Here is a 15,148-nt window from a genome sequence, read left to right as displayed (position 1 = left end):
GCGAGGTGCACCTCGCGCCCACGCCGGTCCATCCGCGCAGGCGAGGTCAGGGGTTCGGCACCGTGTCGGTGAAGGTGGTGCGCGACGCGCGGTAGGAGTTCACCCGCGCGCTCACGTCGGCGGGAGCCACCACCTCGTTCTTGCTGTGGTAGACCCAGTCGACCTGCTGGAGCCAGGTCCGCTTGCGACCGGGCTCGCCGGGTTTGATGAACCACTGGTTGAAGTTGATGGACATCGGGGTCTCGGGATAGAACTTCCCGGAGTGCTCGGCGACCTGGGCCCCGTCGATGTAATACCTGATGACGCCGCCCGACACGTGGATCACCAGGGTGCGCCAGCCGGCGTGGCTCGCACTGACGGTCGTGGACACGTTGTCGGCGTCCCAGGGCTCAAGCTGATAGGTCTCCCAGCTCGTCAGGTGCATGATGGGACCGGGCGTCGTCCAGCCCCCGTTGGGGAGATACTCGAAGTCGAGCTCGCCGTAGTCCGGGTCGTTGTCCTGGGCGAGCGGGGTGATGGTGAAGAAGGTCTGCACGACCTCGTCCCCGTCGGCCCCCGAGACGGGCGCGTCGGAGAAGCGCACCCGGGCGGCGTAGGTCCCCTCGAAGAACTTCCGCTGGTGCACCATCTCGGCGTGCTCGGTGCCGGCGTTGGTGCCGTCCGTCCGTGACTTGAGCTGCATCACCTTGGAGCCACTCGAGTGGGGGAAGGTGACGTTCCTCTTGGGCCAGGACGCACCTTGCACCCCGGGACCGCCGGGGGTGGTGCGCACCGTCCACTTGCGGGCGGCGATGCGCGGGTCGGAGGAGCTGAAGTAGGAGAAGTCATCGAAGAACACGCCGCCGTTCGCCGTGTGCCCGGCGGGTGCGGCAGGCGCCTCCCCCTCGGGCGACGGTGAGGGGGAGGCCGCCGCGACGGGAGCGGCCACGGCCACGAGGGCGGTGGCGAGCAGGGCGGGGGTGAGCCGGCGGGCCCACCGGCGGGCGGTGGCGCGGGTTTCTGCGGCCATAGTGGATCTCCTTCTCGGATGAGGTGCGGGAAATGCCCCCGAGATTCTGACCAAGTGGGCCGGAGCCCCGTGGATCGGGGCTGCGGCGACGCCGTACGCCGAGGTCAGGTCAGCGCACGGCGCCCGCGGTGAGGCCGGCGGTGATCTGCCGTTGGAAGATCACATACGCGGCGAGGACGGGCAGCATCGAGATGGTGAGCCCGGCGAACAGTCCGCTCCAGTCGTTGGCGTAGCCCTGCCGTACGGCGAGCACGGCCAGCCCCTGTGCCAGGACGTAGGAGTTCTCGTCCGGGTTGAGGGTGAGCGGGAGCAGATACTGGTTCCACAGGCCGAGGAAGTTGAAGATGCCGATGCTGATCAATCCGGGTTTGGCCATGGGCAGCATGACCCGGAAGAAGACGCCGCTGTGTGAGCATCCATCCATGAACGCCGCTTCGGCGACGGCCTGCGGCAGTCCCCGGAAGAACGACGTCAGGAAGAACACCGTGAACGGCAGCGCATAGGAGGTGTAGACGACGATCAGCCCGGCGTGGGTGCCCAGCAGGCCGAGCTGGCGCACGACGAAGAACAGCGGCACGAGGGCGAGGAAGACCGGGAAGGCCATGCCCGCCACGAACAGGTAGTAGACAAGACGGCTGCCGCGGAACTCGTAGCGGGCGAGCACATAGGCGACCATCGACCCCAGCAGCATGGTGAGGATCAACGCCCCACCCACCACGACCACCGAGTTCAAGAAATATCGGCCTATGGAGGCTTCTGTCCAGGCGCGGGCCCAGTTCTCCCAGCGCAGCGCGGTGGGCAGCGACCAGGGGCTGGTCAGGATCTCCGCGTCGCTCTTGAAGGAACTGACGACCGCCCACAGCAGCGGCAGCGTAACCACCGCGCCCCACGCCACGAGGAGCACGTGCACGAGACCGCCCATCCGCGGCACCCGCCGACGGTGAGGAGGCGGCGGCGCGGGCGGTGCCGTACGGATCAGACGCTCTTTGACGATCGTCATCAGACCACCTCGATCCGCTCACGGCGGGAGGTCCGCATCACGAGCACGGCCAGGGTCAGGGTGAGGAAGAACAGCACCACGCCGAGCGCGGACGCGTAGCCGAACTGGCCGTAGGTGAAGGCGTTGCGGTAGAGGCCGAGGCCGAGCACCTCGGTCGCGTTGTCCGGCCCGCCCGGCCCCACGGTCATGATCTGCACAAGCGCGAAGCCGTCGAGCGCGCCGATGCCGAGGTAGATGTAGGCCACCTGGATGTTCTCCCGGACCAGCGGCAACACGATGGTGCGGAACACCGTGAACCGCCCGGCCCCGTCCACATGCGCCGCCTCCAGGATCTCCCGCGGGATCGACTGCATCGCGGCACAGAAGAGCACCACGTAGAACCCGGTGGAGCTCCACACCACGACCGCCATCACCGCCCACAGCGCGAGCGCCGGGTCGGCCAGCCACGACCTGCCGGCGATGCCAAAGGCCTCCAGCACGCCGTTCAGCAGGCCGTTGTTGGGGGTGTAGACGAACTGCCACAACACCCCGATCACGGCCACCGACAGCAGTTGCGGGAAGAAGTAGACCACCCGGTAGGCCCCGGCCCCGCGCACCCCCCGGCCCGAACGGCCGAGGGTGAGCAGGGCGGCCAGCAGCAGCGCCAGGAGGATGGTCACCACCGGGATGACCAGCAGCATCAGCCCGTTGTTGCGCAACCCCGCCCACATCTGCGGGTCGTCCAGCAGCCTGGCGAAGTTGTCGAGGCCCACGAACTCCGCCCGCGCCGACACCCCGCGCCAGTCGGTGAGCGCCAGATAGAACGCCTGGGCGTACGGCGAGAGCACCAGCACGGCGTACATCACCAGGGGAAGGGCCAGGAACCCGGCGACGAACCGCCGCCTTCCATGCCTCATCTCAGCCTCATCTCGCACTCCGAACGGCGAGGCCGGCCGTGCTCCCGGTGCGCGCTGCTGTGCTCATCGACGGTACTTCTTGACGGAGTCGTCCCCCGCCACCTTGTCGGCGGCCTTCTGCACGCGGTCCACCCACTGCTTGGCATCGATGCGGCCCGTCACCAGCTCGCCCGTGGAGTCGTCCACGACCTTGGCCAGCGGGGCGTACCACCCGCGGAAACGCCAGTTGTAGGTGTCGGTTCCCGCGGCCTCGACCATCGTGTTGATGGACGTCAGCCCGCTCGACACGGTCAGCCCGTCGACGGCGCCCTTCACCGCCGGCAGCGCGGCGTTGAGCTCGGCGAACTTCGCCGCCGACTCGCGCGCCAGCAACCACCGGAGATATTCCAGGCCCCCCGCGGGATTGCCGGCCCGCGTGGGCACGAAGAAGGATTCGCTGGCGGAGGCCAGGATGGTGGCGGCGGACATCTTGTCGCCGCCGGTCAGCCTCGGTGTGGCGGCCACGACCATGTCGAAGCCCTCCGGGGTCACACTCGCCTGCTCGCTCTCCAGCCACGACCCGCAGGGGATGAACGCCGCCTTGCCCTGGCACCATGCGGTCTGCGCCTCGGTGTGGGACAGCGCCTCCGAGCCCTTCATGATGTAGCCGCGACCGGCGAGCTCCGCATAGGCCTCCAGCGCCTCGCGGACGGCGTCATGCCGCCAGGCGCCCGGCTCCAGGTGGTCGATCGCCGTCACCATCTCCATGCCACCGGCCTTGGCGGCCATGGTGAGCAGCGGGTCGTTGAGATATTCCGGATATTTGCCCTGGTAGGTCCAGGGGGCGATGCCGGTCTTCTTGATCTCCTCGCAGAGGGTCAACATCTCGGCCCAGGTCGCCGGATAGGTCCACCCGTGCTTGGCGAACAACGACGAGCTGTACCAGACGCCCCACACTGCGTAGACGAAGTTGAGGACGTACGGTTTCCCGTCGAAAACACCGCTGTCCACGACACCCGGCAGCAGGGTGTCCCTGACCCTGACCGCGGGGTCGTGCGCCGACGGCGCGTCCAGCAGCGGGGTCAGATCCGTGAGCTGCCCGTCGGCGATGAGCGCCGCCAGGTCGAGCCGGCCGGCCCCTGTGTTGTCGATGACGTCGGGCGGGTCGCCCGCGACCAGCCGCGGCTGCATGGCCTGGCCGACGTTCTGCAGGCCCGCGTGCTTGATCTGGGCCTGCGGGTGACGCTTCCGATAAAGGCCTCCGGCGAACTTCGCGTACTCGTCGCCGTAGCCCCCCTTGAAGACGACGACCTCCAGCGGCTCGGACGAGACGACGCCAAGCGGGTTGTCCTTGGTGATCCGACCGACCGGCGCCGCGCTCGTCCCGCTCGCGGGAGACCCGGAGCCGGCGGTGGCGCACGCCGCCGTGAACGGAACCAGCGCGGCGAGGGCGGCGGCGCCCCGGAGCAGGTCACGGCGGGAGGGAACGGGCTGCGAGGAGAGGGCGGGGATGTTACTGGGCATGCGGAACACAGCCTTCGAGCAAAAAAGGATGATGTGGGGGGTCAGCCGCCCCGGCGGATGCGGCCGGAGTAGCGCGCTTCGAGCGCGAGGTTGTGCTCGTCGCCACCCGGCACGTTGGCCGACAGGTAGAGCGGCGGCACCTCGCCGAGCGACAGGTAGTGCCGGACGACCTCGGCCACGACGAGCTGCGCGAGCAGCGCCGAGGTGATCGTCGATACGGCGCCGACCGCGCCGCCGCCGGGCAGCGGGAGTACGGCGTCGCCGTAGGGTGCGCCGTTGTCGAGCACGACGTCGGCGAGTTCGTAGAGCTTGCGTCCCGAGGGGTGGCGGGAGGACACGGCGCGGCTGTGGGCGAGCGAGGTGATCGCGATCAGCTCGTGACCGCGCTCCTTGATGAGGGAGGCCAGCTCCACCACGACGCCGTTGACGCCGGAGCTGGAGATGACGACGAACAGGTCGGGTGGGGAGACGGGGGCGAGTTCCAGGATGCGGCGGGCGACCGAGGGGTCGCGCTCCAGGTCGTAACGTTCCAGCTCCGACGGCGGGGCTCCGCCGTACAGGACGATGTCGCGGAGGGTGAGCCGGTTGGTCGGCACCAGTCCGCCCGCGCGGCCGGCGATCTCCATCGCGACCGCCTCGGAGTGGCCTGAGCCGAAGGCCTGGATGACGCCGCCCCGGTCGAGCGCGGCGATGAACCGCGCCGCGGTCTCGCGTACGGCGTCGGCCTGCGTGACCGGCACCCGGCGGACCAGATCGTTGAGCTCGCTGGAGTAGGAATCGGCGCTGACGGTGGGGGTGGTCACTGAACCTCTTTCAGCCGTTCCGCCGCCATGTTGCGGGCGATGCGGGAGCCGTCTGTCTTCGTAGTCGATAGGTCATTGGTCGGCCTTTCCGGGTCCGCGGCCGTTCGTCGGCAGCCGGTGGCTTTCGACGGCTCTTGCGGTCAGGTCGAACGCCTCTTTGGTGCGTTCGTGGGTCTGCTGCGCGACCGCGACGTAGACGACGTCGAGGACGAGTAACTGCGAGTGGATCGCGGCGAACCCGTCGGCGCGGAAGGTGGTCTCCCGGCTCGACGTGGTGAGCACGAGCTCGGCCACCTCGGCCAGCGGCGATCTCGGGTGGGAGGTCACCGCGACCGTGGTCGCGCCGTGGCTGCCCGCCTCGGCGAGGACCTCCACGACCTCGCGGGTCCTGCCGCTGTGCGAGATGCCGATCGCGACGTCCCCCTTGGTCAGGAGGGCCGCGTCGGTCAGCGCGGTGTGGGCGTCGGAGCGGCTCCAGCACGGGATGCGTATGCGCTGAAGCCGGCACTCCATCTCGCTGGCGACCGCCGCGCTGCTCGACACCCCGAACAGCACCACGCGCCCTGCGGTGGTCAGCACCCGCGCCACCTGCTCGACCGTCGCCACGTCGAGTTGGGACGCGGTCTCCTGGATGAGCCGGATATCGCTGGAGGCGACCACGTTGAGCACGCGGTCGAGGTTGTCGCCCGGAAGTATCTCCTGGCCGATGTCGGTGTCCCAGTGCGCGCGCTCGGCCCTGCCGGTCTCGGTCGCCAGGGCGACGCGCAACTCGCTGTAGCCGCCGAACCCGAGGGCACGGCACAGCCTGGTGACGGTGGCGGTGGAGGTGCCGCTGCGTTCGGCCAGGTCGACGATGGTCGACCTGGCCGCCTCCGCCGGATCACCGATGATCAGCTCGGCGACCCTGCGCACGGCCTCGGGCATCTCATCGCTCTCCGCGCGGATACGGAACAGCAGTTCCACGGCGTCACCATCCGGGTTGAGACATCTGTTGGGTTACAAGTGGATGATCGTGGTTTTGAGGGGGTCTTGTCTGGTGATCAATGTCTTGAGATGAGCACGCAGGTTGCATGGGCAGGGTGCCTGGACAGGTGCATGGGCAGGTGGGTGAGCAGGTGCGTGGGCACCTCGCCGTGAACACCGCGAGGTGGACACCACGTCAGGCGAGCACCGTTCCGATAGGGCTTTCGTGGTGAAAATTATGCTCAGCATCTAGCGCAGTCAAGGCTTGGCGAGAATAATTTTTGTCATGAGCTTGGTTCTCGGTGTCGACGCCGGCGGCACCACCTCACGTGCCGTCGCCACCAGCGCCACAGGGGCCGTCCTTGGCACCGGACGCGCCCAAGGAGGCAACCCCGCAGCCCATGGCATCCCCCTGGCCTGCACCAACATCACCGCCGCGATCACCGCCGCGCTCGGCGCGGCCGACCCCCGCGACGTCAGCGCCCTCACCGTCGGGCTCGCCGGATCGAGCCTGCTCGACCAGCCCGACGCCTACGACGCCTTCGCCTCCGCCCTGACACTCATCGGGCTCACCGCCACCCCCCGCGTGCTCGGCGACGTCGTCGTCGCCTTCGCGGCGGGCACGGCGGAGCCCACCGGCACCGTCGTGCTCTCGGGCACGGGTGCCATCTGCGCCTGCATCACCGACCACGAACAGACCGCCGTCGCCGACGGGCTCGGCTGGCAACTCGGCGACGAGGGCTCCGGCTTCTGGATCGGCCGCGCCGCCGCCAAGGCCACCGTCCGCCACCTGGCCAAAGGCAACCGCCCCACCGGATCGCTCGTCGGCCTCGTCACGCGTTATCTGCTCGGCGGCGCCCCCCACCGCGAACGCGGCGCGTCCGAGGTCAGACGGCGCAGCCGCCGCGACCTCGCCGACCTGCTCGTGGTCACCGTCCAGTCCAATCCCCCGATCGCCCTCGCCGAACTCGCCCCCTTCGTCGCCCAGGCCAGTCTCGAAGGCGACCCCATGGCCCAGGCCATCGTCGAGGAGGCCGCCGACCGCCTCGTCGCCACCGCCTCCGAGGTGCGCGACACGGGCGACGAGTCCCCCATCGTGCTGGCCGGGAGCGTGCTCACCAACCCCGGCCCGTTCCAGGACGCCGTCCGCGCCAAACTCTCCGGCCTTTGGACCTGCCCCGTCACCACCGCGCTCGACGGCGCTGCCGCGGCGGCCTGGCTCGCCGCCCGCGAGGCCTACACCCTCACCGAACCCGAGGCGGCCGACCTTCACGCCACCCTCGTCCGCCCCGGCTCCCTGTGACACTCCGTTATACGGGCGGCCCCAGATGGGCCACCTCACGCTCGAAGAAATCGGCGAGGGGCTCCGCCTCCCGCCACAACTCACCGATCTCATGTCGGCACGCCGCCACCACGTCCACATCCTCGATCACACGCGCCCCGAGGGCCGCGCCGTTCCCGTCGTATTGCACGTCGTAGAGCACGACCCCCTCCAGGACCAGCAGTTCAGGCACAGGGCGCACCCGCTCGAACCCGGCCACCCGCTCCGGCGGAACCACCCTCGGGCGGGCGCCACCCTGCTCTTGCATGCGGAGCATGTGGAGCTCCCATTGGAGATAGGGGGTGAGCGGCAACTCGACCACCCGCACCCGGTGCGCCGGCCTGCCGCGCCTCAACTCCTCCGCGTAGTATTCAACGGTCTCCTCACGGGTCTGCTCGGCCAGCTCCAGGGACTTCGCCCAGTCGCCCTCGTCCAAGGCCACCCAACTCGGCTCGTCAGGCTCGACGAAGCTCTGCCGCCGTTCTAGCTTCCACAGGGCTGTGCATGTTTCCAGCCGAGTGTTGAAGTCTGCGATGTAGTCGTCCAAGGCGAGAAACCCACCGGGAAGATCGTGCACTTGATCAAGCATCGGGGATGTCTTTCTTCGCGGCCACGATGACCTGGTGAGGAATGACGACCAATCGCTCACCTGGCGAGATCGCCACTCCATCGGGCAGCCGTGACATATAGGCCTCCGTGAGATCCCACCCGATGACAGCGACATCCCCGTTGTCGAGCTCCCAGATGTCTGGACAACTTGGACTCTTGGTGGTGATTGGGGGGTCATCGAAGTCGGCGGGATGTTTGCCCCACCTCTTTACGAACTCCGCCTGAGGATCGGCCTCCCACATGGCGCCCACTCCTTTCTGCCGTGAAACGGGACTATCGAAGGTGATCGGCGATCCGCTGCCGGATCGCCGACGACTCGGGGTCGTCGAAGCCACCGAGGAGCCCCAGTGCCTCCTCGGCGTACGGCGAAGCCTCCGCACGCGACTCACTCACGGAGAGGGCGCAGGCCAGATTGCCCAGCGCCCTGGCGAGATACCAGCCGCCGCCGAAGTCGCGCAGCACCGCCGCGGCACGCCGGTGGAAGTCCGCCGCGAGCGCATGCCGGTCGAGATCCTGATATGCCTCGCCGGTCGCGTCCCACGAGAGCGCCTCCCTGACCGGGTCGGCGAGGCGGCGATGCAGGGCTGACGCCCTCTGGCAGGAGACCAGCGCCTCGCCCGCGAGCGACAACTCGCGCTGCACCCGCGCGAGCTCCAGGAGGTAGTAGCCCTCCCCCACCTTGTCGCCGAGGTCGCGGGCCGTCTCCAGCGCCTCACCGATCGCGGCCAGCGCGAGATCCGGCCTGCCGAGCGCGCGGTGGATCGTGCTGACGATGCGCATCGCGTTGCTTTGGCAGTCCTTGTCGCCGACTTCGCGGAACACCGCGAGCGCACGGCCGACGAGGGCGGCACCACGTTCCGTCTCCCCCAGCTCCACGCACATCTCGCCGACGTTGCCGAGCAGAATCGCCTCGCGATAGGTGTCGCCGAGTTCGGCGAAGACGGCGGCACCCTGCGTCATGTGGTCCCGCGCCTCTCTGAGCGAGCGTGCGCGAAAACAGGTCAGGCCGATCCCGTTGAGCGACAGCGCCTCACCGAACCGGTCGCCGATGTCCCGGCGCACGGCCAGTGCCGCACGGTGGAACTCGAACGCCTGGTCCAGGCGGTGGGACTCGGTGTAGAAGTGGCCGACGCTCTCAAGCAGCCTCGCCTCGCCCTCACGCGCCCCCGCCCGGCGGGCCGCCGCAACCCCCGCCAGCGCGGTGCTCAGCCAGGAGTCGAACTGCTTGGCCTCGGCGTGCACCGAGTGCAGCACCGCCGCGAGCCGCCACGCCACCCCGTCGAGGCCGGCCTTCACCGCCGCGTGCACTGCCGCCGCGAGGTTGTCCCGCTCCCCTTCGTACCAATCGAAGGCGTCGCCGTATTCCGCGAAGTCAAGCGGGGTCACGCCCTCGGGCAGGGGTGGGAGGCCGACGGCGCCGAGGTGCATTTGGATCTTCGCCTGGGCTGCAGCGGCGCTGTGGAGATACCAGGAGAGCATCCTGCCGGTGACCGCCGCCCGCTCGGCCTCCGGCTCGTCCAGGGTCGCCTGATCGCCCGCGTAGGCCCGCAACAGATCGTGAAACTGATAACGCCCCGGCCCGAGCTGCTCCAATAGATGGGCGCCGACCAGGCCGTCCAGCGTGTTGCGTGCGCGCCCCAGCGTGGTGCCGAGCATGGCCGCGACGACCGCCGAGCCGAAGTCCGGCCCCGGATGCAACCCCAGCAACCGGAACAACCGCGCCGCCTCCGGCGAAAGCGCGCGATACGACCAGGCGAAGACGGTGCGTACGGCGTCGGCCTCCTCGTCGTCCTCCGAGGAAAGGGCATCCCACAGCGAGGACTCGTCCCGCAGGTCGGTGAGCAGATCGCCCAGCGCCATCCACGGCCGGCTCGCGGCCCGCTCGGCTGCGATGCGCAACGCGAGCGGCAACCGCGCGCACAACCGGGCCAGCTCGGCGAGAAGGTCCGGGTGGTCCGCAGCGCGGTAGTCGCGCGTGGCGATCCGCAGCAGCTCGACCGCATCGGGTTCGGGAAGCAGGTCCAGGGTGATGCGGCGCGCCCCGTCGCGGGCGACGAGTCCGGACATCCTGCTGCGGCTGGTCACGAGCGCCAGTGAGCCCGGGGTGCCGGGTAGCAGAGGGCGCACCTGCCCGACCGTCGAGGCGTTGTCCAGGACCACCAGCATGCGGCGGCCGGCCAGGAGCGACCGGTAGAGGGCGGCCTTCGCCTCTACCTCGGCGGGGATCGCGCTTGAGGGCACGTCGAGAGCGCGGAGAAACCGGTGAAGCGCACCGCCTGGGTCCATCGGCGCACCGGGGTCGTAACCTCGCAGGTTGACGTAGAGCTGTCCGTCCGGGAAGAACGCGTCACGCACGCGGTGCGCCCAATGCAGGGCCAGCGAGGTCTTACCGACCCCGGCTGTCCCGGTGATCACCACGACCGCCGGGTCGGAGGTGTCCTGCCCCTCGGCGCTGAGCAGGTGGTCGAGCCGGGCCACGACGTCCTCGCGGTCGACGAACCCGCGGTGCCCGCGTGGTAGCTCCCGGGGGATCACCCTGGAGGCGCGGCTTGCCGTGGCTCCGCCGCCCTCGCCGTAGAAGTGCACGCCGCCGTGCACATTGCCCGCCTGAACCACGTCGCCGGCGGAGCCGGACAGCTCCGCATGGCCGACACTCGGCGGTGGCCCTCCTCGACCTGTGCTGCTTCGGTCAGTGCTGTCTCGATCGGTGCTGTTTGGATCGGTGCTGTTTGGATCGGTGCTGTTTGGATCGGTGCTGTCTCGATCAGTGCTGGTCACGTGCGGCACCTCTTGCCGTCAAGAGTTGTGTCACGGGCCTGTCAGCACAGGGCTGGCACTATCGGCACAGGGTGGGATCCCTATGAGCACAGAGCGGAAGCCCTGTGAGCACAAAGCGGAAGCCCTGTGAGCACAGTGCGGAAACTCGGGCGTCGGGCCAATAGGTGCGACCTCATATAGCCAACGGCAGCATTTTTTATCAAAGGCGGCGCCACACCTCAAGCGACTCCACCGAATGCCGACGATTATTATGAGGAATCGATCTCAGCACACTTCAAGACTTAGGCTAGACCCACGTCCGCCTACAGGTCAACAAGCGAATACCGATGATTTCACCTATTGCTCAGTAGACGTATATGCGATCATCGCTTTTCTGTTACCCCGAACAAGGGTCAATGTGAACTACCCCACCGGCGGGCAACCGTTTGGAAAGGGAGCCGGGCGGCGAGGTAAGCATGGTGATGCCCCGGCACGGGAGCACGGTCGCACAATGGAGGATATGGGCTCCTCAAGGGGGTGCGGGAGGCTCTGGGGACATAGAGCATGATGTCGAGGGGCGGGAGCGCGCCGACCACCCACCCACAGGCCGTGAATATTAGGCATGGCACTAAACTGTTGATTATATGACCGCCCCCACCCCCTTCGCCCGCCGGGTCGCCCCCTCACTCCCCGATCCCGATATGTGAGTTGAGAAATAATGACACTCAATGGTTTCTGCGCCCCCGGCTTCGAGCGTGTGCGCGAGGCCATGGAACGGCATTTCGCCTCCGGAGAAGACCGGGGTGCCGCTTTTGCTGTCTTTCATGAAGGGCGGGCCGTAGTGGACCTGTGGGGCGGTGTGGCCGATCGCCGCACCGGAAGACCGTGGGAAATCGACACCCCTGTGTTCACCTATTCCTGTACGAAAGCCGTCACCGCGGCGGCCGTGTTGCGACTGGCCGAGCGCGGGGAGCTCGATCTCGACGCGCCCGTGGCCGAGGTGTGGCCGGAGTTCGGCGTGCACGGCAAAGAGGGCACGACGACGGTGCACCTGCTCACCCACCAGGCGGGGCTGCCGGTGATCGAGGACGAGGTGCCGGTCGAGGAGTTCGAGGACCTGCCCGCCGTCGCGGCCAGGCTCGCCGGTCAGGCGCCGCTGTGGGAGCCCGGCACGGCGCACGGCTATCACGCGCTCACCTATGGCTTCCTCCTGAACGAGGTGGTGCGGCGCGCGTGTGGGCGTTCGCTGCCTGAGGTGGTGGCAGAGGAGATCGCGGGGCCGCTCGGGCTGGAGCTGTGGCTGGGGGCACCGCCGGAGGTGGCGGAGAAGGCGGCGCGGCTCGCCGCGGGGGATCGCCGGCCGTCCGGGGAGTCGCCGGCGGGGGAGATCAGCACGGCGCCGGCAGATCGGGACAGCCTGATGAGCCGGGCGCTCGGCAATCCGCCGGTTCAAAAGCTCAAGGGCGGGGCGAACCACCCGGTCGTCATGCGGGCCGGATGGCCGTCGATCGGTGTCGTGGCGACGGCGCGCGGGTTGGCCGGGTTCTATCGGGCGCTCTTGGCGGGCGAGGTGGTGTCGCCCGCGACGCTGGAGGACGCGATCCGGACGAGGGTCGAGGGGCAGGATCGGGTGTTGCCCGCCAAGAGCGCGTTCGGCTTGGGGTTCATGCGGCCTTCGTGGGTGTTCCTCATGCCGCCGAAGGGGATCGCGTCGTCGTTCGGGCACACGGGGATGGGAGGTTTCCTCGGCGTGGGCGATGCCGTACACGGGTTGGGCATGGCCTACACGCCGAACCGGATGTCAGACTCGCTTGACGGGGCGATGCGTGGGTATCGACTGGTAGAAGCGGTTTACGACTCCCTGCCGTGAGGGGATTCGAAGGACCGAGGGGATGGGATCTGTCGCCGCATGTGCCCGCCGGGAAGGAGTCACGTGATCAGCGGCGTTGAGCCGCGTTGATTAACTTGTCATATCAAATCCACCGAAACAGGATCACTCTCGGTAAAGGGCTACATGACCGAAATTCCAGTGGGACGTTCCAGGAGGCCCACAAAGTCCACATGCCGCCCAGAGCTCTAGATCCCCACAGCGGCGCACACACGTGTACGGCGGAAGCCCAGCGTGTCCAGCCGCCTCGGAACGGTCCTGTGCGGAACGGCCGCGACGGAGCGCATCACGCACCATCCCGCATGTCGCGGAGGCCGGCGGAAAGGCGGGACACCCCCGATCCGCACCGCTCTCAGCCCCTCGCCCACATCGCATCAACCGCGCAGCTCACACGCGATAAGCGCGCCCCACGCCACCGCGCCCCGCCCCCGCGCTCCCACGGCTTCGCCGTACGGCGGGGCGTGCCGTACGGCGCCCGCGCCCACCGGAGGGCGGCGGTGGAACCAAGCAAGCGTTCGCACAGAGTTTTTCTCCGAACAACTCTCACATATCGCGATCAATCTTGAGATCACCGTGAAACCAACTGAGAACGCTCCGTAACCCCCATATCCCAAAACTCCGACCGATACTGTGAGCAACTACTATTGGCCACCTATTACCATTTCCGTGGCGCCTTGGAATTGCTTACCACGCAAGTGATTCGAACCTTCAAGTCATTGACGGCCTCTCGGGGGGCGTGATGGGTTCCTGGTCGGTTCCGGGATATCACGATGTGAGACAGCTCGGCGAAGGCCCGAGCGGCCGGGTCTTCCTGGCCACGCATATAGGCACGGGCTCTCACGTCGCGATCAAGTATTTGAACGCGACCATGCGCCGCGACCAGGACTTCCTCCTGCGGTTCCGGTCGGAGACCGCGCTGATGGTCGGCCTCGACGACTCCCGGGTCGTCCGGCTCTACGAGTATGTCGAGACGGCCACCCGCGCGGCGCTCGTGATGGAGCTCGTCGACGGGGTGCCGCTGCGCGCCGTGCTCGACCGCCATGGCAGGACAGACGCCGAGGCGGCCATCGCGCAGTTCAAGACCGTGCTGCTGGGCCTGGCCGCCGTGCACGAGGTGGGGCTGGTCCACGGCAACCACCGGCCGGAGAACGTGCTCGTGCAGGCCGACGGGCTCGGCCGGATCGGCGACCTCGGCCTTGCCGCGTTCCCCGGCGCGGACAGGGGCCGCGACGAGCCGTTCCCGCGGTACGGCGAGCCGGCCTACGCCGCCCCCGAACTATGGGCCGGCGAACCCCCGTCCGTCGCGAGCGACTTGTACGCCGCCACCTGCGTGTTCTTCGAATGTCTCACCGGGCGCACGCCGTACGGCACGGCCCGGCCGGACGGGCGGCCCTCGCTGGACGACGTGCCGGCGTCGGTGCGCGGGCTGGTGGGCCGGGGCCTGGCCACCGAGCCGGACGACAGGCCGCAGAGCGCGCGGGAGTTCCTGCAGGAGCTCGGCGCAGCGGCGGTCGCGGCGCACGGCCCCGAATGGGAGAAGCGGGGACGCCGCCGGCTGGCCGAGACGGCGACGGCGATGGCGCTCGACTTCCCCCTGGCCCGGCCGATCACGCGGCGGCGCACGCCGGTGACCCGCCTGGCAGGACGGGTGAGCAGGGTCCGGCCGCGCGGCTACGGCGTGATGGTCGCCGCGATTATGGCGGTCACCGTGACGATCGTGCTGCTCGTGGCCGACCTCGACAAGGTCGAGCGGGACGGTGGCACCTTCCTGGCCCCGTCGCCGCGCCAGCAGGAGCAGGCGGAGCCGGAGCCGATGAAGGCGGCCGCGCCCACCGCGGGGCCGGCGACGAGCCGGGCCGCGCCGTACCAGCGGGTGCCCTCCCCCTTGGTGACGCAGGCGCCGGGGCAGGCCGCGCCCGCGCCGTCGCCGGCCCGGGTCACCAGTGCCCGGATCACGTCGTGGGACGGTTCGGACGGCAGCATGCTGATCAGGACCGAGTCCATGGGTCCTGTGCGGCTGAGTGTGATGTTCACCCGGCGGGACGGCACCGGCGCGGTGCGGACGCTGCACACCGACACCGTCACGCTGTCGGGGAAGACCGACTATTCGGTGGATGTGGCCTACAAGTTCGCGCGCATCGCGTGCGGTACTTATGCGCACCTCGGCGTCGTGCTGATGACGGACCGGGCGGCGCTGAACGGTCCCCAGGTGACGGAAATCCGGGCCGAGGGGAGGAAATGCCCGCCGCGCACCCCCGCCCCGGAGCCCGAACCATCGGAGGAACCCGAGGAGCCGGAGGAGTCCGGCGACCCCGAAGAGCCTGAGGAGCCGGCCACCGAGCACAACTCCGCCCCGCACGGGGAGCACCGGGGCATCGAGTCCGTGGAGTGATCGGGGG

The 15,148-nt window shown here is 68.9% G+C and carries 13 protein-coding genes; 3 read left to right on the top strand and 10 right to left on the bottom strand.

The window, feature by feature from the left end; all coding sequences use genetic code 11:
- Positions 1–46: 46 nt before the first annotated feature.
- The 6 genes from Ssi02_RS00240 to Ssi02_RS00215 all read right to left on the bottom strand — a co-directional run bounded on the left by Ssi02_RS00240 (position 47) and on the right by Ssi02_RS00215 (position 6,174).
- Entirely contained in the window at positions 47–1,009 is a 963-nt protein-coding gene (locus Ssi02_RS00240; protein WP_204019647.1) for a glycoside hydrolase family 16 protein, read from the bottom strand.
- A gap of 109 nt (positions 1,010–1,118) precedes the next feature.
- Positions 1,119–2,009, bottom strand: a complete 891-nt coding sequence (locus Ssi02_RS00235) for a carbohydrate ABC transporter permease (RefSeq protein ID WP_204019644.1) — start codon at positions 2,007–2,009, stop codon at positions 1,119–1,121.
- The gene (locus Ssi02_RS00230; RefSeq protein WP_204019641.1) at positions 2,009–2,905 is read right to left on the bottom strand and encodes a carbohydrate ABC transporter permease; all 897 of its coding nucleotides are present in this window, start codon (positions 2,903–2,905) and stop codon (positions 2,009–2,011) included. Before Ssi02_RS00230 ends, Ssi02_RS00235 begins: the two co-directional genes overlap by 1 nt.
- A gap of 63 nt (positions 2,906–2,968) precedes the next feature.
- Entirely contained in the window at positions 2,969–4,408 is a 1,440-nt protein-coding gene (gene ngcE, locus Ssi02_RS00225; RefSeq protein WP_204019638.1) for an N-acetylglucosamine/diacetylchitobiose ABC transporter substrate-binding protein, read from the bottom strand.
- A 41-nt stretch (positions 4,409–4,449) separates the two neighbouring features.
- On the bottom strand, positions 4,450–5,211 hold the full coding sequence (locus Ssi02_RS00220) for a sugar isomerase domain-containing protein (protein ID WP_204019635.1): 762 nt from the start codon (positions 5,209–5,211) through the stop codon (positions 4,450–4,452).
- Between the two features lie 72 nt (positions 5,212–5,283).
- Entirely contained in the window at positions 5,284–6,174 is an 891-nt protein-coding gene (locus tag Ssi02_RS00215) for a MurR/RpiR family transcriptional regulator (protein ID WP_239128466.1), read from the bottom strand.
- A gap of 286 nt (positions 6,175–6,460) precedes the next feature.
- Here Ssi02_RS00215 and Ssi02_RS00210 point away from each other — a divergent pair, with 286 nt between their 5' ends.
- The gene (locus Ssi02_RS00210) at positions 6,461–7,477 is read left to right on the top strand and encodes an N-acetylglucosamine kinase (protein WP_204019632.1); all 1,017 of its coding nucleotides are present in this window, start codon (positions 6,461–6,463) and stop codon (positions 7,475–7,477) included.
- Positions 7,478–7,484: 7 nt separating this feature from the next.
- On the opposite strand, the gene Ssi02_RS00205 is transcribed toward Ssi02_RS00210, so the two are convergent.
- Genes Ssi02_RS00205 through Ssi02_RS00195 form a run of 3 tightly spaced genes read right to left on the bottom strand, consistent with a single transcriptional unit; the run spans position 7,485 to position 10,882 of the window.
- A complete protein-coding gene (locus Ssi02_RS00205; protein WP_204019629.1) occupies positions 7,485–8,084 on the bottom strand; it encodes a DUF6879 family protein in 600 nt (199 codons plus the stop codon).
- A complete protein-coding gene (locus tag Ssi02_RS00200; RefSeq protein ID WP_307825569.1) occupies positions 8,077–8,346 on the bottom strand; it encodes a hypothetical protein in 270 nt (89 codons plus the stop codon). Before Ssi02_RS00200 ends, Ssi02_RS00205 begins: the two co-directional genes overlap by 8 nt.
- A 31-nt stretch (positions 8,347–8,377) precedes the next feature.
- A complete protein-coding gene (locus tag Ssi02_RS00195) occupies positions 8,378–10,882 on the bottom strand; it encodes an ATP-binding protein (RefSeq protein WP_239128465.1) in 2,505 nt (834 codons plus the stop codon).
- 697 nt (positions 10,883–11,579) lie between these two features.
- Here Ssi02_RS00195 and Ssi02_RS00190 point away from each other — a divergent pair.
- Positions 11,580–12,731 carry a serine hydrolase domain-containing protein gene (locus tag Ssi02_RS00190; RefSeq protein ID WP_204019623.1) on the top strand — a complete coding sequence of 384 codons (1,152 nt, stop codon included), beginning with the start codon at positions 11,580–11,582 and terminating at the stop codon, positions 12,729–12,731.
- Positions 12,732–13,123: 392 nt separating this feature from the next.
- On the opposite strand, the gene Ssi02_RS00185 is transcribed toward Ssi02_RS00190, so the two are convergent.
- Positions 13,124–13,270: a hypothetical protein gene (locus Ssi02_RS00185; RefSeq protein ID WP_204019620.1), complete on the bottom strand. Its 147-nt coding sequence runs from the start codon at positions 13,268–13,270 to the stop codon at positions 13,124–13,126.
- A 251-nt stretch (positions 13,271–13,521) separates the two neighbouring features.
- On the opposite strand from Ssi02_RS00185, the gene Ssi02_RS00180 reads away from it, so the two are divergent.
- Positions 13,522–15,141, top strand: coding sequence for a serine/threonine-protein kinase (locus Ssi02_RS00180; protein WP_204019617.1), 1,620 nt, complete (start codon positions 13,522–13,524; stop codon positions 15,139–15,141).
- Positions 15,142–15,148 lie beyond the last annotated feature (7 nt).

This window comes from Sinosporangium siamense (assembly GCF_016863435.1).
Lineage (GTDB): Bacteria > Actinomycetota > Actinomycetes > Streptosporangiales > Streptosporangiaceae > Sinosporangium > Sinosporangium siamense.
This window is presented reverse-complemented; position numbering and strand designations above follow the sequence as displayed.